Genomic DNA, 24682 nt, shown 5'->3' on the forward strand with positions numbered 1-24682 from the left:
GTGCCCTCACTCCCCGGTGTTCTTCAGCACCGGGAAGCGGCGTGGTGCGACGAACAGCACGACCAGGAAGGAGAGTGCGGCGGCGCAGGCCGCGCCCAGGTAGACGGCGTGGACGGCGTCGGCGACCGCGTGGCGCAGGTGTTCGGCGGGGGCGCCCGAGTCCAGGGCGCGGGTCACCGAGTCGAGGTCGCCCGCGCCGCCGAGCCGTGCGGCCAGCACCCCGTTGGCGACCGCGCCGAACAGGGCCGCGCCCACGGTCTGTCCGGTCTGGCGGCAGAAGAGGACGGACGCGGTGGTCGTGCCGCGTTCGTCCCAGTCGACGGTCGACTGGACGCCGATGAGCAGAGGGAGTTGGAACAGGCCGAGGGCGCCGCCGAGGAGCAGCATGAGGAGCGCCGGCTGCCACGGCTCGCCCGGGTAGGGGAGGAAGGGGAAGGCGAGCAGAAGGAGGGTCGCCGTGCCGATGCCCAGCATCGCGGTGTTGCGGAAGCCGATGCGCCGGTAGACGTGCTGGCTGAGTGCCGCCGACACCGGCCAGCTCAAGGTCCAGACGGAGAGCACGAATCCGGCGGCGATGGGGGCCAGGCCCAGGACGGCCTGTGCGTAGGTGGGCAGGAAGACCGTGGGCGCGACCATGACCAGGCCCAGCGCGCCGAGCGCCAGGTTCACCGCGGCGATGGTGCGCCGGCGCCACACCCAGCCGGGGATGATCGGCTCGGCGGCCCGCCGCTCGACGGCGACGACGACCGCGACCAGGGCGAGTCCCGTACCGAGCAGGGCGATCGAGGGGGCCGACAGCCAGTCCCAGGCGACGCCTCCCTGCACGAGCGCGGTGAGCAGGACGCCGCCGCAGGCGAAGACGGCGAGGGCGCCCGCCCAGTCGATGCGCGGACGCGGGGTCGTCTCCCGTACGGGCTCGTGCAGGTGACGCGCGATCAGCCACAGGGCGAGCGCGCCGATCGGCAGGTTGACGAGGAAGATCCACCGCCAGTCGGTGTACGCCGCGAGGACTCCGCCCAGTGCGGGACCGGCGACCGACGAAGTCGCCCACACGGTGGACAGCTTGGCCTGGATCTTGGGGCGTTCCTTGAGCGGGTAGAGGTCGGCGGCGATCGTCTGCACCGTGCCCTGGAGGGCACCGCCGCCCAGGCCCTGCACGATGCGGAAGGCGATGAGCGCGGCCATGTTCCAGGCCAGGGCGCAGAGCAGGGAGCCCAGCAGGAACACCGCCGCGCCCGCGATCAGCACCGGCTTGCGGCCGAAGGTGTCGGAGAGCTTGCCGTATACCGGCAGCGTGACGGTCACGGCGAGCAGGTAGCCCGAGAACAGCCAGGAGAACACGGAGAAGCCGCCGAGGTCGCCGACGATCTGCGGTACGGCGGTGGAGATGATGGTGGAGTCGAGGGCCGCCAGCGCCATCGTGAGCATGAGGGCCGCGACGACGGCTCCCCGTCTGTCGGTTCCGGTGCGCTGTGCGGTGTCGCGTATCGCAGGTCTCGTACGGCCCACAGGATCGGATTCCTTCCCCATACACCTATCCGCCGTGCACAGCTTCCCACTTGCCCCTCACGCCGCGGGAGGGTGGAGCCTGGGTGAGTCCGAGGGTGGAGAGAACCCCGAGGCGCGCTCCACCGGAGGGTGGACTGCCCCTAGGGGTACCTCCGTACTAGGGCTCGGGGTGGGTTCGTGCCGGCGGAGGACGAGACGGGGACGGGGTCGTCCTTAACCTGGCTTTACGCCGACGGGGGCGCTGTACCGAACCCGCGGGGGGTGGGGTTTTCCCCAGGGAAAGACGGGGCTGGGCACCAGCGCGCCGGACCCCCTCCCGCCGCCAGACTCATCGACGTACCGCTTCTCACGCATCATTCGCTGACCAACACGACCTATCCGCTGACCGACATAGGAGACATACCGTGACATCGGCTGTGACCATTCCCAGGCACGGGGGTACTGGAGGGCGTACGGCCGTTGCCGCGCGGGCGCGGCAGGTCGTCAAGGCGTACGGCTCCGGGGAGACCCGCGTCGTCGCCCTGGACCAGATCGACGTGGACATCGCGCGGGGCCAGTTCACCGCGATCATGGGCCCCTCGGGGTCTGGCAAGTCCACGCTGATGCACTGCCTCGCCGGGCTCGACACCGTGACGAGCGGTCAGATCTACCTGGACGAGACCGAGATCACCGGGCTCAAGGACAAGAAGCTCACGCAGCTGCGCCGGGACCGGATCGGCTTCATCTTCCAGGCGTTCAACCTGCTGCCGACGCTGAACGCGATCGAGAACATCACGCTGCCGATGGACATCGCGGGCCGTAAGCCGAACAAGGGCTGGCTGGACCAGGTCGTGGAGACCGTCGGGCTCGCCGAACGGCTCAAGCACCGCCCGAACCAGCTCTCCGGCGGTCAGCAGCAGCGCGTCGCCGTGGCCCGCGCGCTGGCCGCCCGCCCCGAGATCATCTTCGGCGACGAGCCGACCGGAAACCTGGACTCCCGTGCGGGCGCCGAGGTGCTGGGCTTCCTGCGCCGCTCCGTGGACGAGCTCGGCCAGACCATCGTGATGGTCACGCACGACCCGGTGGCCGCCTCGTACGCGGACCGTGTGCTGTACCTCGCCGACGGCCGGATCGTCGACGAGATGCAGCGGCCGACCGCGGACGCCGTCCTCGACCGTATGAAGGACTTCGACGCCCGGGGGCGTACGTCATGACCGTCCTGAAGACCTCGATGCGCAACTTCTTGGCGCACAAGGGTCGGATGGCCCTGTCGGCGGTCGCGGTCCTGCTGTCGGTGGCCTTCGTGTGCGGCACGCTGGTGTTCGCCGACACCATGAACACGACGTTCGACAAGCTCTTCGCCGCCACCTCGTCCGACGTCACGGTCGCGCCGAAGGACGCCAAGAGCGACGAGACGCCGCAGAACGGCGTGCCCGAGTCGCTGCCCGCCTCCGTGCTGGAGCAGGTGCAGAAGGTGGAAGGCGTCAAGTCCGCCGAGGGCGCGGTCAGTTCGATGAACGTGACCCTCGTCGACAGCGACAACAAGAACATGGGCTCCACCACCGGCGCTCCGACCATCGCCGGCAACTGGACCAGGAACGAACTGCGTTCGATGGAGATCACCTCCGGGCACGCCCCGCGCGGGCCGACCGAGGTGATGGTCGACGCCGACACCGCCGACAAGCACGACCTGAAGATGGGCGACGAGCTGCGCACCATCGCGCAGACCGGTGACTTCCAGGCGAAGATCGTCGGCGTCGCCACCTTCAAGGTGACCAACCCCGGTGCCACCGTCGTCTACTTCGACACCGCCACCGCACAGCGCGAACTGCTCGGCGCCACCGGCCGGTTCACGCAGTTCAACCTCACGGCGGAGTCCGGCGTGACCCACGCCCAGCTCAAGCAGGACGTCTCCCAGGCGCTCGACGGGCCGTACAAGGTCCAGACGCAGAAGGAGCTGGCCGACGAGAACCGCGAGGGCGTCGGCGAGTTCATGAGCGTCATCAAGTACGCCATGCTCGGCTTCGCCGGGATCGCGTTCCTGGTGGGCATCTTCCTGATCATCAACACGTTCTCGATGCTGGTCGCTCAGCGGACCCGCGAGATCGGCCTGATGCGGGCGATCGGCTCGTCCCGCAAGCAGGTCAACCGGTCCGTACTGATCGAGGCGACCTTCCTCGGCGTCATCGGCTCGATCCTGGGCGTCGGCGCGGGCGTCGGCATCGCGGTCGGCCTGATGAAGCTGATGTCGATGGCGGGCATGAACCTGTCCACCGCCGACCTGACGGTGAAGGCGACCACCCCGGTGGCGGGCCTCGTGCTCGGCGTCATCGTCACCGTCCTGGCCGCCTACGTGCCGGCCCGCCGCGCCGGTAAGGTCTCCCCGATGGCCGCGCTGCGCGACGCCGGTACGCCGGCCGACGGCAAGGCGGGCCTGGTGCGAGGCCTCGTCGGGCTCGTCCTCACGGGCGCGGGCGCCGCCTCCCTGTACGCGGCGGCCACCGCGAAGAAGGCGACCGACGGCTCGCTGGTGCTGGGCGCGGGCATCGTTCTGACCCTGATCGGCTTTGTTGTTATCGGTCCGCTCCTTGCGGGCGGGGTCGTGCGGGTGATCAGCGCCGTGCTGCTGCGGGCCTTCGGCCCGGTGGGCCGCATGGCGGAGCGCAACGCCCTGCGCAACCCGCGTCGTACGGGTGCCACGGGCGCGGCGCTGATGATCGGCCTGGCGCTGGTCGCCTGTCTGTCGGTGGTCGGCTCCTCGATGGTCGCCTCGGCCACCAGCGAGCTCGACAAGTCGGTCGGCGCGGACTTCATCGTCCAGGGCAACCAGCGGATCGTGCCGCAGGCCGAGAAGGCGATGCAGCAGACGCCGGGTCTGGACCACGTCACGCGCTACAAGCAGATCGACGCCACGCTGACCGCTCCGAACGGCAAGAGCAACGACTGGGGGGTCACGGCCGCCGACCCGTCGTACGCCCAGGACCTGCGCCGCGAGACCACGCAGGGCACGCTCTCGGCCGCCTACGGCGAGGACGCCATGTCCGTCGGTACCGACTACGCCAAGAAGTACGGCGTCCACCTCGGCGACTCCATCACCGTCGCCTTCAAGGGCGGCGACACGGCGAAGCTCAAGGTGGCGGCCATCACGGACGACGCCGCCGCCATCGACCAGGGCGCGCACTACATGAGCATCGCGACCATGGAGAAGTACCTGCCCGCGGACAAGATCCCGCCGAACGTGATCATGTTCGCCAAGGCCGAGGAGGGCCAGGAGAAGAAGGCGTACGCGGCCCTGAAGAAGTCCATGGAGCCGTATCCGCAGTACCAGGTCCGCGACCAGACCGACTACAAGGAAGAGCTGAAGGACCAGGTCGGCCAGCTCCTGAACATGGTCTACGGCCTCCTCGCCCTGGCGATCATCGTGGCGGTGCTCGGTGTCATCAACACCCTGGCCCTGTCGGTGGTCGAGCGGACCCGGGAGATCGGCCTCATGCGGGCGATCGGCCTCTCGCGCCGCCAGCTGCGCCGCATGATCCGCATGGAGTCGGTGGTCATCGCCCTCTTCGGTGCCCTGCTGGGCCTGGGGCTCGGGATGAGCTGGGGCGCGACCGCGCAGAAGCTGCTCGCCCTGGAGGGCCTGGGCGTCCTCGACATCCCCTGGCCGACGATCATCGGGGTGTTCATCGGGTCGGCGTTCGTGGGCCTGTTCGCCGCGCTGATCCCGGCGTTCCGGGCGGGCCGGATGAATGTGCTGAACGCGATCGCCACCGACTGACGGGTGGTCGCCTGATGGCCGCCCGCGCATAGCCACCGCGTACGGGGGTTGCGGGGGACGGGCCCGGTCCGGGGAGAGTCGATCTCCTCGGGCCGGGCCTGTGGCATGTCGCCTAGCGGCATCTACCGCCGCTGCCGCTTCAGGAGTACGTAGCCCTGAGCGGCGCCCGTGACGTCGTACTCGGCGCGCGGGTGCAGCTGGCGTGCGTACGCCCTGACGTCTCGGATCGAGCGCGAGGTGTTGTCCACGGCGATGAAGTCCGGTGTGACGCCGCGGGTGGAGCCGACCCAGAAGACCCGGCAGCGTGAGGTGAGCCGGCTGCTCGGGCCCGTGTTCGCCTCGACGCTCGCGCCGTCCGGAATGAGGTTCAGCATCCGCTCGACGGCCGCCACGCGCGCGGGTTTGCGATAGGCGTCGGGCTCGGTCAGCTGGGACAGCGGGAGCGAGGTCGTCAGCGCGAGCGAGGCCGCGACGACGGCGGTGGGGAGGTGGAACGCGTACGAACGCAGCCACGGGCGCGTGCTGTAGCGGGCGCGGGACAGCGCGTCGGCCAGGGCGAGCGTGACGACCGGCATCAGGACCGCGCTGTAGTGCCAGTCCGTACCCCAGTAGTGCTGGTCGGAGGAGACGAACCGCCAGCCGAGGGTCGGCAGGGCGACCAGGAGGAGCGGGGAGCGCAGGGCGAGCAGGCCGGTGGTGGGGACCAACAGCCAGGCGAGGGTGCGGAGTTTGGTGCCGATGCCGTCGAACGGGCTGCCGCCCGACTCGCCGAGCTTGTCCCAATAGACGTAGCTGTCCGCGGAGTTGAAGGCCGGTATCACCAGGGTGAGGGTGACCGCCGCGGCCACGACGCCGAAGACCGCGACGGCGAGCCCGCACCACGCCGCACGCCGGGACGAGCGCCGGGCGCGCACCGCGACGACCAGCCCGATCGCGGCCACCGTCAGCCCGAGGTCCTCCTTGACCAGCACCAGGGGCAGCGCCCAGAGCAGGGCCCGCCGCCATCGCCGCGCCAGTACGGCTTCGAGCGCGAAGGCGATGAGGGGCACGGCGAAGCAGATCTCGTGGAAGTCGAAGTCGACGGCGCGCTGGATGCCCCACGACAGCCCGTACGCGACCCCGAGCGCGAGTCCCCGGCGGTGCCCGAGCAGCCCGGCCGCGGCACGGGTGACCGGCACGGCCGACAGCGCCAGCAGCGCGGCCTGCGTGACGAGGAGCGTGACGGGCGTGGGGAAGAGCCGGTAGACGGGCGCGAGGAGGGCGGTGACGGGGCTGAAGTGGTCGCCGAGGATGTGGGTGCCGGGGCCCTTGAGGTCGGCGATCGGGGCCTGGAGGCGGGCGTACGCGCGGACCGCCTGCTCGAAGATGCCGAGGTCCCAGGATTTCGTCGCGAGATGCCGGTAGCGGGAGAGGGAGAGACTCGCGTACGCGACGAACAGGAGAGCCGCCAGGATCTGGGGGGCGCGGTCGCGGGGACGCCGGTCACGGGGCCTGCCAGGGGGCCGCTCGTCGGGCCCGTCGGGGCGCCCGTCATGGGTGGGCGCGGGCGTGACCGGCGCGGGTATCGAGGGGACGGTGGTGGGGTCGGGCTGGGCGGCGAGTGCGTCGGGCACGGGGGTCCTTGGGCGGCGGACGGCTGGGCGGCGCGGGGGTGCACGCGGGTGGGTGTTTCGCCCCCGCCCCTGCCCGTCCCATCTTCCAGGGTTCCGCCCCGGACTCGGCCAGGGGCAGGGTTCCAGCCAGGTTCAGGGCTCCGCCTCGGACTCGGCCGGGGGCAGGGTTTCAGCCCGTCCGGCGTTTGAGGACGAGGCCGTCCAGGCCGATACGGGGGGTCTGGGGGCGGAGCCCCCAGGGGCGCCCGCATTCCGCCGGGCCCGACGGACGAGAGCGCGCCGTCGTACGCTGGAGGCCCCCGGCCCGTAAAACGTGTCGGGCGGTTCGCGTTGCCCACTCCCCGGGATGGAAGCCCTTCATGAGCCTGCACGGTCTGCTCGACGCCGTCGTCAAGGACGCCGCTCTCGCGGAAGCGGTGAAGGCCGCCACCGACGGCAACCGGATGCATGTCGACCTCGTCGGCCCGCCCGCGGCCCGCCCCTTCGCGGTGGCGGCCCTGGCCCGCGAGACCGGCCGCCCCGTCCTCGCGGTGACGGCGACGGGCCGTGAGGCCGAGGACCTGGCCGCCGCGCTGAGGTCCCTCCTCCCGCCGGAGGGCATCGTCGAGTACCCCTCCTGGGAGACGCTCCCGCACGAGCGGCTGTCCCCGCGCAGCGACACCGTGGGCCGCCGCCTCGCCGTCCTGCGGCGCCTGGCACATCCGCGCCTGGACGACCCGGAGACCGGCCCGGTCTCCGTCGTCGTCGCCCCGGTCCGCTCCGTACTCCAGCCGCAGGTCAAGGGCCTGGGCGACCTGGAACCGGTGGCGCTGCGCACGGGCCAGACCGCCGACCTGGGCGAGATCGTGGAGGCGCTCGCGGCAGCCGCGTACTCCCGGGTCGAGCTCGTCGAGAAGCGCGGCGAGTTCGCGGTCCGCGGCGGCATCCTGGACGTCTTCCCGCCCACCGAGGAGCACCCGCTCCGCGTGGAGTTCTGGGGCGACGACGTCGAGGAGATCCGTTACTTCAAGGTCGCCGACCAGCGCTCCCTCGAGGTCGCCGAGCACGGCCTGTGGGCGCCGCCCTGCCGCGAGCTGCTGCTCACGGACGACGTACGACAGCGGGCGGCCCGGCTGGCCGAGGAGCACCCGGAGCTGGGCGAGCTGCTCGGCAAGATCGCCGAGGGCATCGCCGTGGAGGGCATGGAATCCCTGGCTCCGGTCCTGGTCGACGACATGGAGCTGCTGCTCGACGTCCTGCCCAAGGGCTCGATGGCCGTCGTATGCGATCCGGAGCGGGTGCGGACGCGGGCCACGGACCTGGTGGCGACGTCGCGGGAGTTCCTGCAGGCGTCGTGGGCGGCGACCGCCGGGGGTGGCGAGGCCCCCATCGACGTGGACGCCGCTTCCCTGTGGTCCATCGCGGATGTACGGGACCGGGCGCGCGAGCTGGACATGATGTGGTGGTCCGTCTCGCCGTTCGCCGCCGACGAGGAGCTGGACGCGGACACCCTCAAGCTGGGCATGCACGCCCCCGAGAGCTACCGTGGCGACACCGCCAGAGCGCTCGCCGACACCAAGGGCTGGCTGGCCGACGGCTGGCGCACGGTGTACGTCACCGAGGCCCACGGCCCCGCGGCCCGTACGGTCGAGGTGCTGGGCGGCGAGGGCATCGCGGCGCGCCTCGAAACGGATCTCGCGTCCCTGAGCCCGTCCGTCGTCCAGGTCGCGTGCGGCTCGATCGACTACGGATTCGTCGATACGTCCCTGAAGCTGGCCGTCCTGACCGAGACCGACCTCTCCGGCCAGAAGGCGGCCGGCAAGGACGGCGCCCGGATGCCGGCCCGCCGCCGCAAGACGATCGACCCCCTGACGCTGGAGACCGGCGACTACATCGTGCACGAGCAGCACGGCGTCGGCCGCTACATCGAGATGGTGCAGCGCACGGTCCAGGGCGCGACCCGCGAGTACCTGGTGGTGGAGTACGCCCCCGCCAAGCGCGGCCAGCCCGGCGACCGCCTCTACATCCCCACCGACCAACTGGAGCAGATCACCAAGTACGTGGGCGGAGAGGCCCCGACCCTGCACCGCCTGGGCGGCGCCGACTGGACGAAGACCAAGGCGCGCGCCAAGAAGGCCGTCAAGGAGATCGCGGCGGACCTGATCAAGCTGTACAGCGCCCGTATGGCGGCGCCCGGACACGCCTTCGGCTCGGACACCCCGTGGCAGCGCGAGCTGGAGGACGCGTTCCCGTACGCGGAGACCCCCGATCAGCTGACGACGATCGCCGAAGTCAAGGACGACATGGAGAAGACGGTCCCCATGGACCGCCTGATCTGCGGCGACGTCGGCTACGGCAAGACGGAGATCGCGGTCCGCGCGGCCTTCAAGGCGGTACAGGACGGCAAGCAGGTGGCCGTGCTGGTGCCCACGACCCTCCTGGTGCAGCAGCACTTCGGCACGTTCTCCGAGCGCTACTCGCAATTCCCGGTGAACGTAAGGGCCCTGTCCCGCTTCCAGACGGACACGGAGGCGAAGGCGGTCCTGGAGGGGCTGCGGGAGGGCTCGGTCGACCTGGTCATCGGCACGCACCGGCTGTTCTCGTCGGAGACGAAGTTCAAGGACCTGGGCCTGGTCATCGTCGACGAGGAGCAGCGGTTCGGCGTCGAGCACAAGGAGCAGCTGAAGAAGCTGCGCGCGAACGTGGACGTGCTGACGATGTCTGCGACACCCATCCCGCGCACCCTGGAGATGGCGGTGACCGGCATCCGCGAGATGTCGACGATCACCACCCCGCCCGAGGAGCGCCACCCGGTGCTCACCTTCGTCGGCCCGTACGAGGAGAAGCAGATCGGCGCGGCCATCCGCCGTGAACTGCTGCGCGAGGGCCAGGTCTTCTACATCCACAACCGGGTGGAGTCGATCGACCGGGCGGCGGCGCGGCTGCGCGAGATCGTCCCCGAGGCGCGGATCGCCACCGCCCACGGCCAGATGTCGGAACAGTCCCTGGAACAGGTGGTCGTCGACTTCTGGGAGAAGCGGTACGACGTGCTGGTGTCGACGACGATCGTGGAGTCCGGCATCGACATCTCCAATGCCAACACCCTGATCGTGGAGCGCGGCGACAACTTCGGCCTCTCGCAGCTGCACCAGCTGCGCGGCCGGGTCGGGCGCGGGCGTGAGCGCGGATACGCGTACTTCCTGTACCCGCCGGAGAAGCCGCTGACGGAGACCGCGCACGAACGCCTCGCGACGATCGCCCAGCACACGGAGATGGGCGCGGGCATGTACGTGGCGATGAAGGACCTGGAGATCCGGGGAGCCGGAAATCTCCTGGGCGGCGAGCAGTCCGGCCACATCGCGGGCGTCGGCTTCGACCTGTACGTGCGGATGGTCGGCGAGGCGGTCGCGGACTACCGCGCCTCGCTGGAGGGCGGTGTCGAGGAGGAGCCGCCGCTGGAGGTCAAGATCGAGGTGCCGGTCGACGCGCACGTCCCGCACGACTACGCCCCGGGCGAGCGGCTCAGGTTGCAGGCCTACCGTTCCATCGCCTCCGCCAACACGGAGGAGGACATCAAGTCCGTACGCGAAGAACTCGTCGACCGTTACGGCAAGTTGCCCGAACCGGTGGAGAACCTGCTCCTCGTGGCGGGCCTGCGCATGCTCGCGCGCGCGTGCGGCGTCGGCGAGATCGTGCTTCAGGGGAACAACATCCGCTTCGCGCCGGTGGAGTTGCGGGAGTCGCAGGAGCTGCGCCTCAAGCGGCTGTACCCGGGGACTGTCATCAAGCCGGCCGTGCACCAGGTGCTGGTACCGCGCCCGAAGACCGCGAAGGTGGGCGGGAAGCCTTTGATCGGGCGGGAGTTGCTGGGGTGGACCGGGGAGTTCTTGGCTTCGGTTCTGGGGTCTTGAAGTGCTCTCCGAGGAGCAGCAGCGCCCCGCGTGAGCCTGCATCGCGGCGAAAGCCCGGCACTCCGGGCCGGGCCGCCAGGGATGCGCTTCACGAAGCCGATCCGGACTGGAACAGCATTTCCCTCAGCGCGCGGAAGACCTCGGCGGGGTCCTGGTCGCCCACTGGGTCGTCCAGGTTGTGGCTGAGGAGCAGCGTGGCGATGCCGTGGGCGAGGGACCAGGCCGCGACCCCGGCGAGGCGGGGGCCGGGGCCGCGGCCCTCGGCCGGTACGGCGGCGACCGCGGCGCGCAGGCGCTCCCCCGCGAGGGTTCGGGAGAGGGGCCCAGGGCTGTTCGACAAGGGAAACCGCCCGCGGAACCTGGTTTTCCGCGGACGGCCTCTGATTCAGGGTGATTCGGCTGGGCGCAGGCCTCGCCTCCGTGCGTCTCCGGTTTACGGCTGGTCGGGCAAGCTGGGCAGGTCGCTTACGGCTGGTCGGGGCGCTCGGGCCGGTCGGGCCGGTCCACGCCCGTCGCGCGTTCGGTCCTCTGCTGCGCGTCGTCGACCTTGTCCGTGTACTTGTCGCCCGTCTTCTCGTTGACTTGCCGCTCCGCTGTGTCGGACACGTTCTTGGCCTTGTGCTGCCCGTGGCCCTTGAATTTGTCGAAGATGCCCATCCAGAGCTCCTTCCGGAGATGACTCACCACCGACGATACGCCCGGCGTGCGCCGATTGCCCGTTGGATGCGGGTATGACCGAGGGTCCCCGGCCGCTACCGTGGGTACCTGGGGAAACGCGCCCGTACAGGGCGGACCCGGGGAGGCAAGGGGAGGGCGCCGTGCTGCGTCGGAGGGGTGGGGCGGCCGCGGCCGCGCTGGTGCTGTTCGCCGTCGGCGCCGGTGTCAGTGGCTGCACGAAGGGGACCACCGGTTCCGCGGGCCCGGAGGAGACGGCGGCCGGCGGCGCCGCCCTCGCCGCCGTGGACTCGCTGACCGTCAAGGGCCGCGCGCCCAAGACGGGCTACAGCCGGGAACGGTTCGGCTCGGCCTGGGCCGACACGGACTCGAACCGGTGTGGGACTCGCGACGACATCCTCAAGCGGGACCTGAAGGAGGTGAAGTTCGGCGACGGGAAGTGCAAGGTCGTTTCCGGGCTGCTTTCCCCGGACCCGTACGGCAGTAAGGACGTGACGTTCACGCGCGGGCGCAGCCTGGTGGACATCGATCACATCGTCGCGCTCTCGGACGCCTGGCAGAAGGGCGCCAAGTACTGGGACCCGAGCAAGCGGATAGCCCTGGCCAACGATTCGCTCAACCTCCGTGCCGTCGGCGCCAGCGCCAACCGCAGCAAGGGCGACGGCGACACGGCGACCTGGCTCCCGCCCAACATGGCGTACCGCTGTACGTATGTCGCCGCGCAGGTCGCCGTGAAGAAGAAGTACGAGCTGTGGGTCACCGCCTCCGAGAAGGCGGCCATGAAGAAGGTGCTCTCCGGCTGCCCCGGTCAGAAGCTTCCCTCGGGTGGTAGCCCGACGCGGGCGCCGGAGCGGTTCGAGGCGCCGTAGCGGGCGACGGGCCTCGGCCGGACGCCGGCCGCCGGCCGCCGGACGCCGGCCGCCGGACGCCGGCCCCCCGGCCGTCGGACGCCAGCCCCCGGCCGTCGGATGCCGGCCGCCGGACGTCGTGTGGTCCCGCGCGTTCAAACCGTTTCACCCCGGCCGAGTCGGCGCCTACCGTGTCCGACATGTTGCTGATGGTGTCGAGTCTCGCCGAGCGTCCCGAGATGCTGGGGCAGGTGGTCCGGATGGCCAACAGCTGGCCGGAGTTCCTGCTCCACGATCCGGTGGGGGACACGCACTACGGCCGGATCGCCACCGAGCTTCCGGAGTACGTGCTGTTCGCCGAGGACGAGCAAGGACATGTGGTCGCCCATGCGTACAGCGTGCCGTTCGCGCTCGCGCCCACGGATGAGAGCGCGGGCGGGGTCGAGGTCCGGGGTGAACTGCCCGCGCGGGGCTGGGACGAGGTGCTGTGCTGGGCGTTCGCCGACCGGCGCCGCGGGACATCGCCCGACACGGTGAGCGCCATCTCGATCGTCGTCGCCCCGCGCGCCCAGGGCACCGGCCTGTCGGCCCGGATGCTCTCCGCGATGCGGGACAACGCCAGGGCGCGCGGCTTCGACGAGGTTGTCGCCCCCGTCCGCCCCAGCGCCAAGCACCTGGAACCGCGCACGCCGATGGAGGAGTACGCCTTCCGGGAGCGCGCCGACGGGCTGCCGCACGACCCGTGGCTGCGCGTCCACGTCCGGGCGGGCGGCGTCATCGAGGCGGTGGCGCCGGCGTCCATGACGGTGTCCGCCTCGCTGGAGGAGTGGCGCGGCTGGACGGGGCTGCCCTTCGACACGGAGGGCCTTGTCGAGGTGCCCGGCGCGCTGGTGCCGGTGCACTGCGAACCGGGGCGCGGATACGCCGTATACGTCGAGCCCAATGTGTGGGTGCGGCACACCCTTTGAGCTCGACGTATGGCTTGTGACCGGTGAGTTGTGGCTTGCGACCGGTGAGTGGTCAGCTCCCCAGCTCGTCCAGGTCGAGGACTTTGCCGGTGGGGGCCTTGGCCGGGACCGGCTTGTCGTACTCGCTGAAGGTGATCGTGTCCGGGTCCGCGGCGGCGGTGCTGTCGACCCGCAGCAGGTAGGGCTTGCCCTCGGTGGCGACGTAGAGGGTGTAGCGGTCCTTGCCCTCCTTCTCGTGCAGGATGATCGCCGGCGTGCCGTCGACCGTGGTGGTCTTGCCGCGGGTGGCATCGGAGTTCACGTCGTCCGCGCCGCCGAGCACGGTGTCGAGGTCGCAGAAACTCGCGATGTCCTTGGCGTCGGCGCCGGTGGCGGACATCTTGGTCCACTTGTCGGCCAGCAGTTCCACGACCCCGTCGATCTCGGCCGGGTCCTCGCCCTTGCCCTGGGCGCGCAGGAACGCCTCGTCGTACTTCAGGTACATGGTGTCGCCGGTCTTGATGAGGTCGGCCTTGCCCTCGCCGGACATGCTCATCGTGCCGGCGCACTCGCCCTTCTTGTTGAGGGCCAGGTCGACGCTGATGATGCCGCCGGCCTCCTCGTCGGGGATGTCGCCCTTCATCCGGAGCGAGGCGGCGCCCGTGGTGGCCTTCACGGTGCGGTCGGCGATCTCGCCCCCGGTCAGCCCGGCGAAGGGCCCCTTCGGCTTGCTGTCCGCCTTGTTCTCGTCGGGAAGACAGCCGGTGAGGCCCGCGGTGGCCGCGGCGGCGAGGCAGAGAGCGGCAAGTGCGGTGCGACGCATGAGGGTTCCCCAGGATTTTGGTGAGCGGTGAGGTGAGGTGAGGTGCGCGGTGCGTGGTGCGCGGCGAGCGGTGAGCGGTGCGCGGTGCGCGGTGCGCGGTGAGGTGTACGTGGATCAGAAGTTGCCGTTGCCGAGCAGCTCGCCGTCGGCGTCGTAGACCGTGACGAGGCCGTTCTCGCTGTCCTTCCAGTCGGCGAAGGCGGACGCGATGAGCTTGGCCGGGGCCGTCCCCTCGCCCATGATGCCGCCGGTGAAGTCGGTGTAGACGTCGGCGGCGTCGAGAATGTCGTTCTGTTCGTCGGCGCCCTGGACCTTGGTGACGTGGGCGACGGCGGCCTTCTCCTTCGGCGTGCCGTTCTTGTTCACGAAGGCCTTGAACTGCTCGGCCTGGGAGGCCTTTTCGGGGGCCTTGTCCTCGGCGGGCTTCGCCTCGGACTTCGCGTTCCCACCCGACTCGTCGGCTCTGGCGGAGCTCTGCTGTCCGCCGGACCCCTTGCCGTCCTCGCCGTTACCGGCGTTGGCCGACACCGCGCCGATGACGGCGATCCCCACCACGGCGCCCAGCGCGACCTTGGCCTTCATGCCCATGACTGTCCCCTCCCAAAGCGGCGACCGCCTCTTTCTGGCAGCTGCCCGTTCGATGGGTCAATAACAGCAGAGCGTGTGAACCGAGTCAACACGGTTCACAAGAAAGATTCTGTACACGACTGTGAAGCGTTAGATCTTGCGTACGTCGGTATGCTCGACGTCACAGGCCAGGACGGCGCCACAAGGCGTCACAGGTCAGGGACGAGGGGAGCCGGTCGGTGCAGGACAACGCGACAGAGGTGACCGCTGCCGGGATCGCGCGGCTCGCTGGAGTCGGCCGCGCCGCCGTCAGCAACTGGCGCCGCCGCCACGCCGACTTCCCCAAGCCGGTCGGCGGCACCGAGACCAGTCCCTCCTTCGCGCTCGCCGAAGTAGAGACATGGCTGCGCGACCAGGGCAAACTCGCCGAGGTCCCGCTGCGCGAACGCGTCTGGCAGCAGCTCGCCGGACACCCCGAGGGCCCCGTCACCGCCCTCGTGCACGCCGGCTGCGCCCTTCTGCTCATCCACGACCGCCCCACCGACTGGCTGGAGTTGAGCGCGGGCTCCGACGAACGAATGGCCGCCCTGCTGCCCGCCGCGCTCGACCAGGTGATCACTCCCCGTTTCGGCGCGCCCCGCGAGCGCGCCGTGAACACCCCGACCGGCCCCCAACTCCTCCCCTCCGCCCCGCTCCTGCGCGGCGCCGCCGAGCTCGCCGCCGAGCTGGGCGCGCGGCAGACGTACGAGTTCCTGCTGGGGCGGTACCTCGACAACAACCCGCGCCAGTACACGCTCACCCCGGGCGACCTCGCCGCGCTGATGGCCGAACTCGCGGGACCGGCGGGCACGGCGCTCGATCCCGCGTGCGGTACCGGCGCGCTCCTGCGGGCGGTGGCGCCCAGGCCGGACCAGGAGCTGTACGGCCAGGACAGCGCGCCCGAACTGGCGGCCCTTTCCGGGCTGCGGCTCGCCCTCCAGAGCAAGGCCGCCATCCGCACCGCCGCCGGGGACACCCTGCGCGCCGACGCGTACCCCACGTTCGAAGCCGACGTCGTCGTGTGCCACCCGCCGTTCAACGAGCGCAACTGGGGCCACGACGAACTCGCCTACGACGCCCGCTGGGAGTACGGCTTCCCGGCCCGCACGGAGTCCGAGCTGGCGTGGGTGCAGCACGCTTTGGCCCACCTCAAGGACGGCGGCACCGCGGTCATGCTGATGCCCCCGGCCGCCGCCTCCCGCCGTTCCGGCCGGCGTATCCGCGCCGACCTGTTGCGCCGCGGTGCCCTGCGCGCCGTGATCGCCCTGCCGGTCGGCGCGGCGCCCCCGTACAACATCCCGCTGCACGTGTGGGTGCTGCGCCGTCCCGAGAAGGCGCCCGCGCAGCCGGAGTTGTTGCTCATCGACGCCGGTGCGCTCGACACCGACAGCCGGGGCGGCCTCGACTGGCAGGCCGTGCGCACCGCGGTCCTCGACGCCTGGCGGCCCTTCGAGCGCACCGGGAGCGCGCGGGAGGAGCCGGGGTTCAGCCGTGCCGTCCCCGTCATCGAACTCCTCGACGACGACGTCGATCTGGCCCCCGCCCGCCATCTGCCGCCGTCCGCCGCGGGGGGCGGCAGCGAGCAGCTCGCGAGCGTGCGCGAGCGGCTCGGCGACACGCTGCGCCTGACCGGCGACCTCACGCCTCCCGAGGTCCAGCGCGCGCAGCCCACGCGCTGGCCGCTGATCACCGTGGGTGAACTCGCGCGGGGAGGCGCACTGTTGCTCCGTACGGGCGGACATGGGGCCCCCGCGCGCATGCCGGTACTCACCGACCACGACGTGCTCGCCGGAACCGAGCCGTCCGGGACCCTCCCCGAAGGGGAGGAGGAAGCCGTCCTGGTCGAGACCGGCGATGTCGTCGTCCCCGTGCTCGGCGGCGGCTCCACCGCGCGCGTGGTCGACGAGAACACCGCGGGCGCCGCCCTGGGGCGCAACCTCACGCTCCTGCGCCCCGATCCCGCCGCCCTCGACCCGTGGTTCCTGGCCGGTTTCCTGCGCGGCACCGCCAACAACCGCCAGGCCAGCAGCTACGCGTCCACCGCCACCCGGCTGGACGTCCGCCGCCTGCAGTTGCCCCGGCTGGCGCTCGACGAGCAGCGCCGCTACGGCGCACGCTTCCGCGCGCTGGCGGAGTTCGAGGACGCGCTCCGGCGCGCGGGGCGGCTCGGCGAGCAGCTCGTGCGCGGGATGTACGACGGGCTGACGGACGGGACGGTCGCGCCGGACTGACGGACGGTCGCGCCGGACTGACGGGCGGTCGCGCCGGACTGACGGGCGGTCGCGCCGGACTGACGGGCGGGCGCGCCGGACTGACGGGCGGGCGGTCGCGCAGGACTGACGGGCGGGCGGTCGCGCAGGACTGACGGAACGGGAGCCTCCTCTGAGGGCTTCCGCAGCCTTCCGGGGCGAGCGAAGTGATCAGCACGACAACGGTTCGGTACAACCCGGGACCAGTTGTCCTTGTCGGCCTATACGCTCGGACTCCGAACTCGTACGTCCGTCCCCATCAGGCCTCCAGGAGCAGCCATGCACGGCCACGGCTACGCGCCGCCTCCGCCGCAGCGACCCTCGACCGGGGTGTTGGTCGTGCTGCGCGTGATCTTCGTGGCAGTGCCGATCCTCAGCATCGGATTCCTGGCATGGGTGGCGCCGCTCAGGGCGGCGATCGTGACCCGCCGGCCCGCCGACTGGTGGATCTTCGTGGCATCGCTCGCGGTCCTCGGCACCAGCTTCGCCTTCCTCAGCACCGACCACACCGACGACTTCAGCAGCCCGAACGGCAACGTGGGCATGATCATCCTGCTGCTGAACCTCGTGGCCTGTGTCGGCCACTTCCTGTACGCGGACATACGCCACTACCACCAGCTGTACCCCACCCGCTATCTGCCGCCCCCGGCCATGAACTACGGCTACCCGCAGCCCCCGTCGCCGTACGCGGCCACGCTCCCCCAGACGCCGGTGACACCCCCGCCCGCTCCCGTGCCCCACACCCCCGCTCCTCACGCCCCCGTTCCGCCGCCCCCGCAGCGGCCCGCGCCCGCCCGGATCGACCAGGTGCGCGCCGAGCTCGACGAGCTCAGTGACTATCTCCGCAAGAACGACGGTCATCACGACGGTCATCACGACGGTCCTCACGACAACGGCAGGGACGGCAGGTGAGCGTGGCGACGGGCCGCGTGGTAGCGAATCGCTACGAACTGTCCACGCTGATCGGACAGGGCGGCATGGGCCAGGTCTGGACGGCCTACGACCAGCGCCTCGACCGGCGTGTCGCGGTCAAGCTGCTGCGCCCCGACAAGGTCGCGGGCCAGGAGGCCGATGAGCTGCGCCGCCGCTTCGTGCGCGAGTGCCGGGTCACCGCGCAGGTCGACCACCCCGGCCTGGTCACGGTCCATGACGCGGGCAGCGAGGGCGAGGAACTGTTCCTCGTCATGCAGTACGTCGACGGGGCCGACCTCTCCGACCACCTCGCCGAACACGACCCGTACCCATGGCAGTGGGCGGTCGCGGTCGCCGCGCAACTGTGCGCCGTACTGAGCGCCGTGCACGCCGTCCCGATCATCCACCGCGACCTGAAACCGCGGAACGTGATGGTCAAGCAGGACGGCACGGTCACCGTCCTCGACCTGGGCGTCGCCTCCGTGATGGATACCGACACCACGCGCCTGACCCACACCGGCTCCCCCATCGGCAGCCCCGCCTACATGGCTCCCGAGCAGGCGATGGGCGGCGCGGTCGGCCCGTACACCGACCTGTACGCACTGGGCGTACTGCTGCATGAACTGCTCAGCGGAGACGTGCCGTTCTCCGGCTCGACGGCGCTCGGCGTGCTGCACCGCCACCTCTACGAGCCGCCGCTCCCGGTGCGCCGACTGCGCCCCGAGGTGCCGCCCGCGCTGGAGAGCCTCGTCCTGCGGCTGCTCTCCAAGGATCCGCAGCACCGGCCCGCGTCCGCGCAGGAGACGTACGAGCAACTGCTCCCGCTGCTGCCGGCGCGCGGCATGCCCACGGGCGCACCCTTGGACCCCACGCGCCCCTTCCTGCGTCCGCACGCCCCGTGGCCGGACCGGGCGCGTACGCCGGCCCCCCAGCCGCAGGCCGTGCCCGCCGTGGAGAAGGCCGATGTCGCGGGCGCCGTCGACGAGGTCAAGCGACTGCTCGGCGAGGGGCGCATCACGCAGGCCGTCGACATCCTCGGTTCGATCCTCCCGGCGGCCGCCGCCGAGCACGGGGACCACTCGCCCGTTGTACGCACGCTGCGCAAGCAGTACGCGGCCACGCTCATGGACGACGGACAGTACCGGCGCGCGCTGCCCGAACTGCGCCGTCTCGCCGACGAACGCGCCGCCGAGGCCGGCCAGGCCGACCCGCAGTCCCTGCGCTTCCGCTACGACGCCGCCCAGTGCCTGGAGCAGCTCGGCGAACCCGCCGCGGCGCTCGCGGAGTACCGCGCGCTGCTGCCGTACTACGAGAACCAGTACGTCGCCGGAGACCCCGAGATCTCCCTCGAAGTCCGCCGCCGCATAGGCCACTTGCTGCTCGCCCTCGGCGACCGCGGCGCCGCCCATGACACGCTGGCCCGGCTGCTGCACGACGTGGAACGACTGCGCGGCCCCGGGCACCCGATGGCGACGGAGATCCGGCGGACGCTGCAATGGCTGGGACAGGTGCGGGGCTGACCGGGGGGAGTGCGCGGGGCGTGCGCCCATGGGTTTCGCGCTCGTGGGCTTGGCGTCCATGGGTTTCGCGCTCGTGGGCTTGGCGTCCATGGGTTTCGCGCTCGTGGGCTTCGCGTCCATGGGCTTCGCGCCCGTACGTGTTGCACCCGTGGGCGGTGCGGCCGTAGGTCATGCGCCGCCTTGGTGAGGGGCCGATGCGCCATGTGATGCCGATGTGGTGGCGCGACGGTGCCTGAAGGCTGGGCGAATCGTTGGTCGAAAGGGTGGCCGAGAGCTGGGCCACTGCCTAACATCGATCACCGCAAGACTTTGTGCACCGTCGCACAATCTCTCCTCGGGAGGCTTCCTTGCACCGCCGCCGTCGCACCGTGCTCGTCCTCTCCGCCGCGATCGCCGCCGCGGCTCCTCTCCTCACCGCGTGCGGCAGCCAGGCGCATCCAGGCGCCGCGGCCGTCGTCGGCGGTCAGCGGATCACCGTCGAGCAGCTGGAGAGCCGGGTGAACGAGGTGCGCGCGGCACAACGGGCCGCCATGAAGGACGAGGCCCAGTACGAGCAGGCCATCGCCAGGACCGGCGGTCTCACCCGCGACACCCTGCACGGCATGGTCCTCGACAAGGTCCTGGACCGGGCCGCGAAGGACGCGGGCGTGACCGTGACCCGCAAGGACACCCAGCAGATGCGGACGGCCCTCGAACAGCAGGCGGGCGGCGCGAAGGCGCTGGAAGCGGCCTGGCTGCAGAACTACGGGGTGGCGCCGGCCCGGCTCGACGACAGCCTCCGCACCGAGATCGAGGCCCAGAAGCTGGCCGCCGCGCTCGGCGCCAACATGAACACCACCGAGGGCAAGGCCACATTCTGGAAGGCGTTGTCCACCGCCTCCCGGCAGCTCCACGTCGACCTGAACCCGCGCTACGGCGCCTGGGACGTCCAGAAGAGCAGCCGCGTCGACGCGAAGACGCCGTGGCTGCGGGAGATCACCGCGGCGCAGACACAGCAGCCGGCGTAACGGTTTCCGCAGGGCGGAAGCGGGGAGGCGGGGCGGGCTGCGACTGGGGCTGTGACGGGGGCTGTGGATAACTTCCGGGGCTGTCGGCGGCGTGGGTTACGTTCGAGGGGTGAACGCAACCAGCAGCTTCGACGGCGACCTCAACCCGACCGGCACCGACGGCGACCCGACCGCCCCCGGCCGTATCGTCCTGCTCACCACCAGCCACCGAGTGGCGCCCGGGCTGCTGTCCTGGCCCGCCTGGCAGGCGCTCCGCGGCGCCGACCAGGTCCTGTGCGCGGACGGCGCGCACCCGCAGCTGCCCTATCTGCGCGAGGCCGGCATCACCGTCGACGAGGCGTCCCCGACCGCCCAGGAGCTGGTCGATGCCTGCGCGGGCGGCCGCACGCTGGTCGTCGTCGCCACCGGCGAGGGTGAGCCGCGGATCACCGACGGCCTGGCCCGCCTGGCCGGCTCCGGCCGCATACAGATGCCGGACCTGGAGCTGCTCCCCGCTTCGTACGACCTGCCGGGCGCCCGCCTCCTCGACCTCGTCCAGGTCATGGACCGCATCCGCGCCGAGTGCCCCTGGTCGTCCCAGCAGACCCACAAGGGCCTGGCGAAGTACGGCATCGAGGAGGCGTACGAACTGGTCGAGGCGATCGAGGAGGGCGACCGGGACGAGCTGCGCGAGGAACTCGGCGACGTGCTGCTCCAGGTCGTCTTCCACGCCCGCATCGCCGAGGAGGACGAGGACGCCCCCTTCTCCATCGACGACGTGGCGGGCGGCATCGTCACCAAGCTGATCCACCGCCACCCGCACGTCTTCGGCGAAGAGACAGCCACCACCCCCGAGGAGGTCAAGGAGCACTGGCTGCGAACCAAGGCCGAGGAGAAGCGGCGGACGTCCGTCACGGAGGGCGTCCCGCTCGGTCAGCCGGGCCTCGCCCTGGCGGCGAAGCTGGCATCGCGGGTGCGTGCGGCGGGACTTGAGGTGGCTCTCCCGGCGGGCGAGAGCGTCGGGTACGAGCTCCTGGCGATAGCCGCGCGCGCCGAGGCCGAGGGCGTGGACCCGGAGGCGGCACTGCGGGCGGCGGCACGGGCGTACCGGGACGCGATCCGCATGGCGGAAGGCGCTCCGGAGGCGGTGGAGGAAGAGGAGACGGACGAGGAGATGGGCGAGGAGATGGGCGAGGAGTACTGAGGGTCGCTGGTTCGCTTCCTGACGGCCCGGAGGAGGGCCGATGGATCCCAAAGAGGAGGCCTGGCGGGCAAGGGGAGGAGCCGGCGGGCTGGGGCCTTCGTTACGTCTGCGGGGTGCGGCTCGACGGGTTGTGCCAGGCCGGTTGGGGGCGGTTGAGGAGCCACTCCGCCGTGCCCAGCGGTCGGGGGTGCCCCTGTCCGGTCGGCGGCAGGACGTCGTGGAAGATCCGCTCGGGCGGTGTGCCGAGCGCGGGCAGGGTCGCGCTGATCTCTTCGACGAGTTTGGGGGGACCGGCCAGATAGACGTCGTGCAGGGTCCAGCCGGCACGGTTGCCCAGCGCGGTCAGGAGCCGTTCGGTCGCCTGGGCCTTGGGGCGGCCGGGCGCGGGGGTGATGAAGGTGACGGCGAGCCGGGGAAGCCGGGCCTGCAACCGTTCGACGGCGTCTCGGTCGTACAGGTAGGACGTGTCGCGGGCGACGAGGAACAGCCGGGCCTCGCGTGTCGCGTCGAGCTGCTGCAGCAGGGCCTTCACGGGGGCCCATCCCGTGCCGGCCGCGATGAAGGTGAGGGGCTGTTCCCTGGGTGTGCGCATGATCAGTCCGCCGCCGGGCGCGCCCAGCCGCAGGACGTCGCCCTCCCGGGTCTCCCGGACGAGGGCGGTGGAGAGCACCCCGTTCTCGACGCGGCTGATGTGCAGATCGACGGTGTGGTCGACGCGGGGTGCGTTGGCCAGGGAGTAGGGGCGCCAAATGCCCGGCAGGTGGGGGGCGTTGAGGCTGACGTACTGGCCGGCGGAGTAGCGCAGGCGCTGGTGCGGTCGCAGGGTGAGGACGACGAGATCGTCGCCGTACCGGGTGCGGGCGGTGACCTCGGCGTCCCACCAGGGCGGTTCGCCTTCGTGCTGCGACTCCCACGCGCCCTGGAGCATGACGTTCGTGATCGCCCCATAGGCCTCGCCCCAGGCCTTCTCGGCCTCCGCACTCCACGCCGACCCCGCCGCGACGGCGAACGCGGCGATCAGACTCGCGCCCACGGCGGCGTAGTGGTCCGGCTGCGCCAGATACTTGCGGTGGTCCCGGCCCAGTTCCCGTAGATACCCCGGCAGCTTCGGGTCCTCCAGCCGCTCCATCACATGGGTGAGCGCCGCGAACAGTCTGTCCCGCTGCCGCTCCATGTCCTCCGGGAAGTCCAACGGGAACAGCCCGCGGACGTCCGGGTGGTGGCGGAACAGATGCGAATAGAAGTACTTGACCGCGAACTCGGCGCGTCGTTCGACCACCGCGAAGCTGGATCTGAGTATGTCGGGGTCCACCGCGTGAATGTAGAGAGTTGTCGAGTCACAGGGTCAAACAGTTGGCGATTTAGGGACAGCCTCGGGCGAAGGGGGTGGCGGCGGGGAGGGGGCGCGGCCGAGTGCCCGGCTCCAGGGCATCCGGTCGACAAGGGGGAGCAAGGGGCATTGGCTGGGCGGGGAGTTGGCGAGGCTGGCAGCCCAGGGGCGAAGGGCGTCGATCGAGACGATGGAACGGGCGGACTGGGAGCAGGCCAGGGACCACCTCTGGTCACTCGTGCCTCAGCGAGCTGATCCACGGTTCGAAGCGCGCCGCTCCACGCCTGTCAACGTGCCGTGAACTCCACAGGGAGGTTCCGCAACCCGCGCATGATCAGGCCGCCTCGCCATCGCAAGTCCGCGGGATCAGCAGCAAGCCGTAGGTCGGGTAGACGGCGCAGCAAGGTGGCCAGAGCGGTGCGGCCTTCGAGACGGGCCAGCGGGGCGCCGATGCAGTAGTGGATGCCATGGCCGTAGCCGAGGTGCTGGTTGTCTCGGCGGGAGAGGTCGAGTGTGTCCGGCTTCTCGAAACGGGCGGGATCACGGTCGGCAGCGGCGAGAACCACGAGCACGGGATCACCGGAAGCGATTCGCTGTCCGCCCATGTCGAGGGACTCGGTTGCGTAGCGCCAGGTGGCCAGTTCGACAGGGCCGTCGTAACGGAGAAGTTCTTCGATACCGGTGTCGAGTAGCTCATGTTCACCACGCTCGATCGACTTCTGTAGTCGCAGCCGCTGCTTTGGGTTGCGAAGCAGTGCGTACGTGCCGTTGCCGATCAGATTGATGGTCGTTTCGAAACCGGCGAACAGTAGTACGAAGCACATGGCCGCGGCTTCGTTCTCGGTGAGGTGCTCGCCGTGGTCGGAGGCGCGGATGAGCCCGGAGATGAGGTCTTCGCCGGGGCTGGGCCTCTCCGGGAGGGCCTCCCGCTTGCGGTGGATCAGCTCCGCGAGATACCCGCGCATCTTCTTGACCGATCGGGCGACGCCGCCTCTCGGTCCTCTGCCGTGGCGGATCATCATTCCTGCCCAGTCCCGGAAGTCGTCCTGGTCCTCGCTGGGGACGCCGAGCAGGTCACAGATGGCGTAGATGGGGAGGGGGAACGCGAACTCGTGAATGAGGTCGGCGCTTCCGGTGGGCGCGAATTGGTCGATGAGATGGTCGGTCAGCTCTTGGACGCGGGGCGCGAATTCGGCTACTCGGCGGGGTGTGAACGCCTTGGAGACCAGCCGGCGAAGCCGCGTGTGGTCCGGCGGATCGATGTTGAGCAGATGAGTCATGAGGTTGGCGCTGCGCTCGCCGGGGATGCCCGTCTTGCTCTTGCCCTGGGCGTCTTCGGAATGGTGGACGGGATTCTTGGAGAGCCGCTGGTCGGCGAGCGCCTGCTTGGCGTCCGCGTACCGGGTCACAAGCCACGCCTCGACACCGCTGGGAAGGGTGGTGCGGTGTACGGGGGAATGCTCGCGGAGCCACGCGTAGGCGGGGTACGGATCGGTGGCGAACTCCCAGGTAAAGAGTTCGGGTTCGATATGTGGGGCGTTCACGGGGTGACGTTACCTGGAGTCGCGTCGTGTGGGTGAGGACGCCGATCTGCGCAATTCCCCTTCAACTGCACAGAGTGACAGGTAAGGTTCCCAAAAACGGCACCGGCCAGCGTGGTTTGCGCACGCTTCCTGTGGAGGTCACGCCCACTCGGTAGGTGCGCCGAGAACCTCGGCAGGCGCGGCCGAGAGCCTCGCGAAGCGCACCGGAAAACCTTGGTAAGCGCACAGAAGAACCTCGGCAGGAATGTCGGAGAACGGTCGCCTATCCTCCC

Annotated in this window: 18 protein-coding genes; 10 read left to right on the forward strand and 8 right to left on the reverse strand. The window is 70.8% G+C overall.

The features are described from left to right. Nucleotides 1–6: 6 nt before the first annotated feature. The gene (locus C4B68_RS23625; RefSeq protein WP_240634448.1) at nt 7–1530 is read right to left on the reverse strand and encodes an MFS transporter; all 1524 of its coding nucleotides are present in this window, start codon (nt 1528–1530) and stop codon (nt 7–9) included. A 383-nt stretch (nt 1531–1913) separates the two neighbouring features. On the opposite strand from C4B68_RS23625, the gene C4B68_RS23630 reads away from it, so the two are divergent. Next, nucleotides 1914–2702, forward strand: a complete 789-nt coding sequence (locus C4B68_RS23630) for an ABC transporter ATP-binding protein (protein ID WP_099501811.1) — start codon at nt 1914–1916, stop codon at nt 2700–2702. Then, entirely contained in the window at nt 2699–5263 is a 2565-nt protein-coding gene (locus C4B68_RS23635) for an ABC transporter permease (protein ID WP_099501809.1), read from the forward strand. The genes C4B68_RS23630 and C4B68_RS23635 overlap by 4 nt, the downstream gene beginning before the upstream one ends. Nucleotides 5264–5385: 122 nt before the next feature. On the opposite strand, the gene C4B68_RS23640 is transcribed toward C4B68_RS23635, so the two are convergent. Then, complete coding sequence (locus tag C4B68_RS23640; RefSeq protein WP_099501808.1) at nt 5386–6876, reverse strand: DUF2079 domain-containing protein; 1491 nt, start codon at nt 6874–6876, stop codon at nt 5386–5388. A 359-nt stretch (nt 6877–7235) separates the two neighbouring features. On the opposite strand from C4B68_RS23640, the gene mfd reads away from it, so the two are divergent. Further along, complete coding sequence (gene mfd, locus C4B68_RS23645) at nt 7236–10766, forward strand: transcription-repair coupling factor (protein WP_099501806.1); 3531 nt, start codon at nt 7236–7238, stop codon at nt 10764–10766. 88 nt (nt 10767–10854) lie between these two features. Here mfd and C4B68_RS23650 read toward each other — a convergent pair whose 3' ends face one another. Continuing rightward, on the reverse strand, nt 10855–11106 hold the full coding sequence (locus C4B68_RS23650; RefSeq protein ID WP_373682217.1) for a TetR-like C-terminal domain-containing protein: 252 nt from the start codon (nt 11104–11106) through the stop codon (nt 10855–10857). Between the two features lie 125 nt (nt 11107–11231). Continuing rightward, nucleotides 11232–11423 carry an Rv0909 family putative TA system antitoxin gene (locus C4B68_RS23655; protein WP_099501804.1) on the reverse strand — a complete coding sequence of 64 codons (192 nt, stop codon included), beginning with the start codon at nt 11421–11423 and terminating at the stop codon, nt 11232–11234. A 164-nt stretch (nt 11424–11587) separates the two neighbouring features. Here C4B68_RS23655 and C4B68_RS23660 point away from each other — a divergent pair, with 164 nt between their 5' ends. Beyond that, nucleotides 11588–12310 carry an HNH endonuclease family protein gene (locus C4B68_RS23660; RefSeq protein WP_373682221.1) on the forward strand — a complete coding sequence of 241 codons (723 nt, stop codon included), beginning with the start codon at nt 11588–11590 and terminating at the stop codon, nt 12308–12310. A 179-nt stretch (nt 12311–12489) separates the two neighbouring features. Continuing rightward, nucleotides 12490–13257: a GNAT family N-acetyltransferase gene (locus C4B68_RS23665; protein ID WP_099501943.1), complete on the forward strand. Its 768-nt coding sequence runs from the start codon at nt 12490–12492 to the stop codon at nt 13255–13257. 52 nt (nt 13258–13309) lie between these two features. Here C4B68_RS23665 and C4B68_RS23670 read toward each other — a convergent pair whose 3' ends face one another. Together C4B68_RS23670 and C4B68_RS23675 are read right to left on the reverse strand one after the other, a co-directional pair. Beyond that, nucleotides 13310–14059: a hypothetical protein gene (locus C4B68_RS23670; RefSeq protein WP_099501801.1), complete on the reverse strand. Its 750-nt coding sequence runs from the start codon at nt 14057–14059 to the stop codon at nt 13310–13312. A 114-nt stretch (nt 14060–14173) separates the two neighbouring features. After that, on the reverse strand, nt 14174–14647 hold the full coding sequence (locus tag C4B68_RS23675; RefSeq protein WP_099501799.1) for a hypothetical protein: 474 nt from the start codon (nt 14645–14647) through the stop codon (nt 14174–14176). A gap of 218 nt (nt 14648–14865) precedes the next feature. On the opposite strand from C4B68_RS23675, the gene C4B68_RS23680 reads away from it, so the two are divergent. The 5 genes from C4B68_RS23680 (at nt 14866) to C4B68_RS23700 (ending at nt 21536) form a co-directional block, all read left to right on the forward strand. Further along, a complete protein-coding gene (locus tag C4B68_RS23680) occupies nt 14866–16896 on the forward strand; it encodes an N-6 DNA methylase (protein WP_099501797.1) in 2031 nt (676 codons plus the stop codon). A gap of 297 nt (nt 16897–17193) precedes the next feature. Next, nucleotides 17194–17826, forward strand: a complete 633-nt coding sequence (locus C4B68_RS23685; protein WP_099501795.1) for a hypothetical protein — start codon at nt 17194–17196, stop codon at nt 17824–17826. A gap of 38 nt (nt 17827–17864) precedes the next feature. Beyond that, nucleotides 17865–19346, forward strand: coding sequence for a serine/threonine-protein kinase (locus tag C4B68_RS23690; protein ID WP_257217313.1), 1482 nt, complete (start codon nt 17865–17867; stop codon nt 19344–19346). 347 nt (nt 19347–19693) lie between these two features. Beyond that, on the forward strand, nt 19694–20353 hold the full coding sequence (locus C4B68_RS23695; RefSeq protein WP_099501792.1) for a SurA N-terminal domain-containing protein: 660 nt from the start codon (nt 19694–19696) through the stop codon (nt 20351–20353). Between the two features lie 109 nt (nt 20354–20462). Further along, complete coding sequence (locus C4B68_RS23700) at nt 20463–21536, forward strand: nucleoside triphosphate pyrophosphohydrolase (protein ID WP_276311591.1); 1074 nt, start codon at nt 20463–20465, stop codon at nt 21534–21536. A gap of 100 nt (nt 21537–21636) precedes the next feature. Here the strand turns inward: C4B68_RS23700 and C4B68_RS23705 are convergent, their stop codons facing one another. Then, nucleotides 21637–22848 carry a globin domain-containing protein gene (locus C4B68_RS23705; protein WP_099501790.1) on the reverse strand — a complete coding sequence of 404 codons (1212 nt, stop codon included), beginning with the start codon at nt 22846–22848 and terminating at the stop codon, nt 21637–21639. A 305-nt stretch (nt 22849–23153) separates the two neighbouring features. Next, complete coding sequence (locus C4B68_RS23710) at nt 23154–24410, reverse strand: cytochrome P450 family protein (RefSeq protein ID WP_099501788.1); 1257 nt, start codon at nt 24408–24410, stop codon at nt 23154–23156. Between the last annotated feature and the right edge of the window lie 272 nt (nt 24411–24682).

Origin of the sequence: Streptomyces dengpaensis, assembly GCF_002946835.1 — a bacterium.
GTDB lineage: Bacteria > Actinomycetota > Actinomycetes > Streptomycetales > Streptomycetaceae > Streptomyces > Streptomyces dengpaensis.

Coding starts and splice junctions, on each gene's coding strand:
- C4B68_RS23625 (WP_240634448.1), bottom strand. CDS start 1,530: ATGGGGAAGGAATCCGATCCTGTGGGCCGTACGAGACCTGCGATACGC.
- mfd (WP_099501806.1), top strand. CDS start 7,236: ATGAGCCTGCACGGTCTGCTCGACGCCGTCGTCAAGGACGCCGCTCTC.
- C4B68_RS23685 (WP_099501795.1), top strand. CDS start 17,194: ATGCACGGCCACGGCTACGCGCCGCCTCCGCCGCAGCGACCCTCGACC.
- C4B68_RS23670 (WP_099501801.1), bottom strand. CDS start 14,059: ATGCGTCGCACCGCACTTGCCGCTCTCTGCCTCGCCGCCGCGGCCACC.
- C4B68_RS23635 (WP_099501809.1), top strand. CDS start 2,699: ATGACCGTCCTGAAGACCTCGATGCGCAACTTCTTGGCGCACAAGGGT.
- C4B68_RS23655 (WP_099501804.1), bottom strand. CDS start 11,423: ATGGGCATCTTCGACAAATTCAAGGGCCACGGGCAGCACAAGGCCAAG.
- C4B68_RS23675 (WP_099501799.1), bottom strand. CDS start 14,647: ATGGGCATGAAGGCCAAGGTCGCGCTGGGCGCCGTGGTGGGGATCGCC.
- C4B68_RS23665 (WP_099501943.1), top strand. CDS start 12,490: ATGTTGCTGATGGTGTCGAGTCTCGCCGAGCGTCCCGAGATGCTGGGG.